Below are 2,060 nucleotides of genomic sequence, written 5' to 3'. Positions count from 1 at the left end.
GTGGGTGGGGGAGCGGTGGGATTGGTTGAAGGCGCACAGGTCATTGGGGTGGGTGTAGTAGCGTTCGAGCGCTGTCCATTGCCCCTGTTGTTCCGGAGGATTTGAGTGTCGAGTCCTCGGTCGGTGCGGTTGAGTGCCGTGTTGATCACGGTTGTCGCGCTGGTGGTGAGTGCTGTGCCGCCTGGGGCGCGGGGTTTGGGTGCCCGGGTTCCGGAGGGTTTGGGGGGTCGGGTGTCGCCGGGGACCGAGAAGGTCGAGGAGCTGCGGCGGCAGGCCAACAAGGCGCGGGATGAGCTGGACAAGCTGGACAAGGATCTGAAGGGTCAGATCCAGCGGGCGAACGCGCAGCGTGATCAGTTGCGGGACACCGTCGCGAAGCTGTCGTTGGCGGACGGTGAGTACGAGGAGCTGCGGCTGCCGTTGGCGCGGTTGGCGAGTGGCGCGTACCAGATGCCGACTTCTTCGGGCGGGTTGTCGATCTTCGGTGGTGGGGATCCTTCGCTGGCGTTGCGGGCGGCGGCGGATGTGGCGTTGCTGGGGAACCAGAAGGAAGCGCTGCTGAAGACGGCGAGTGATCTGCGGCAGCGGCGGCAGGATCTGGTGGACGAGCAGCAGCGGTTGACGTCGGAGATCGGGTTGGACGCCGCGAAGCTCAACAAGCAGAAGGTGCTGGTGAAGGGGCGGGTCAACCAGATCACGTCGAAGCTGAGCCGGATGTTGAAGCAGCTCAATTTGGACCGGGACACTCGGCTGGCGTTGCAGTGTGATCCGGCGTTGGCGCGGGAGGCCGGCCAGTTCCCGAACGGTCTGATTCCGGGGAAGTATCTGTGTGATCTTTCGCAGAAGTCGGGTAAGGAGCCGTTCCAGCTTCGGGCGGATGCGGCGTTGGCGTTCTACAAGCTGAACGCGGCTTACAAGAAGCGGTTCGGTAAGGACATCTGTCTGCGGGACGCCTACCGGGATCTGAAGGAGCAGCAGCGGCTGTACTACACGCGTCCCGGCTACGCGGCGATTCCGGGCCGTTCCAACCACGGTCTGGGGCAGGCGGTGGACATGTGCGGGGGTGTGGAGTCGTCGGGGTCGCTCCAGTTCAACTGGATGCGGGCGAACTCCACGGCGTTCGGCTGGTTCCATCCGTCGTGGGCTTACTCCAGTCCGTTCGAGCCTTGGCATTGGGAGTTCGGCAACCCCACCTGACCGGTGCGGCCGGTCCGGTGGCAGGTCTGGCGGGTGGGTGGTCAGGTGGTCGGGGTGACGACTCTGGGGTCGTGCTGGGTGGCGGTGCAGTACTTGCAGCGGGCGGCGGTCTCGGGGATTTCGGATCGGCATTCGGGGCAGTCCTTGGCCGGGGGGATGGGTCTGTCGAGGCCCATCCGGCGCATCATCTTGGTGATGGGGCGGACGACGAGGAAGTAGAGGACGGCGGCGATGATCAGGAAGTTGAGGAGTTCGGTGAGGAAGGTCCCGTAGGGGAAGACCGTCTTTCCGATCGTGAACTTCATGTCGTCGAGGTTGGGTTCGCCGCCGATGAGGGCGATGAGCGGGTTGATGAACGCGCCGGTGAAGCTGGTGATGAGGGACGCGAACGCGGCGCCGATGACGACGGCGATCGCGAGGTCCATCAGATTTCCGCGGAACAGGAATTTCTTGAAGCCGTCCACGTCGCCTCCCTGTTTCCGGCGGTACCGGTGCTGACTGATTTCTGACTTGGAGAGTCACTTTCCCTCGGCGTTCTGTGGACAAGCCCGTGTTCCGGTCATGGGCCCGTCAGTCGGGGGAGACCAGCACGATCGCGAGTTCGGTGGTGGCGGCGTAGCGGGCGACGGTGCGGGCGAGTTCGCGGGGTGCGGCGAGCAGGAGCAGTCCGGGGCGTCCGTTCTGGGGCGGTTCGGCCAGGAGTACGGGAAGGCCGGTCGCGACGGGCTGATCCGCGCCGAGCCCGGGCGGCGCCCGTCCGGGACGGCCGGGAGGAGACGGCCCCGCGACAGCCGGTTCGGGTAGCGCTCCGCCGATGGCCGGGCCCGCGACCAAGAGGTCGACGTGGCTGCCCGGCCGGAACA

Annotated in this window: 2 protein-coding genes and 1 pseudogene; 1 reads left to right on the top strand and 2 read right to left on the bottom strand. The window is 65.9% G+C overall.

The genetic code is table 11. The annotated features are described in order from the left end of the window. The first annotated feature begins 231 nt into the window (after window positions 1–231). The gene (locus ACYVE7_RS33065) at window positions 232–1,197 is read left to right on the top strand and encodes a D-alanyl-D-alanine carboxypeptidase family protein (protein WP_460370394.1); all 966 of its coding nucleotides are present in this window, start codon (window positions 232–234) and stop codon (window positions 1,195–1,197) included. Between the two features lie 41 nt (window positions 1,198–1,238). Here the strand turns inward: ACYVE7_RS33065 and mscL are convergent, their stop codons facing one another. Both mscL and ACYVE7_RS33055 read right to left on the bottom strand, forming a co-directional pair. After that, on the bottom strand, window positions 1,239–1,661 hold the full coding sequence (gene mscL, locus ACYVE7_RS33060) for a large conductance mechanosensitive channel protein MscL (RefSeq protein ID WP_460370392.1): 423 nt from the start codon (window positions 1,659–1,661) through the stop codon (window positions 1,239–1,241). A 106-nt stretch (window positions 1,662–1,767) separates the two neighbouring features. Beyond that, window positions 1,768–2,060 (bottom strand): annotated as a pseudogene (locus ACYVE7_RS33055) (hypothetical protein); the annotation flags it as partial.

The sequence above is a fragment of the Actinocorallia lasiicapitis genome (assembly GCF_054778695.1).
The sequence above is the reverse complement of the archived record's forward strand: the minus strand, read 5'-3'. Positions and strand labels throughout refer to the sequence as shown.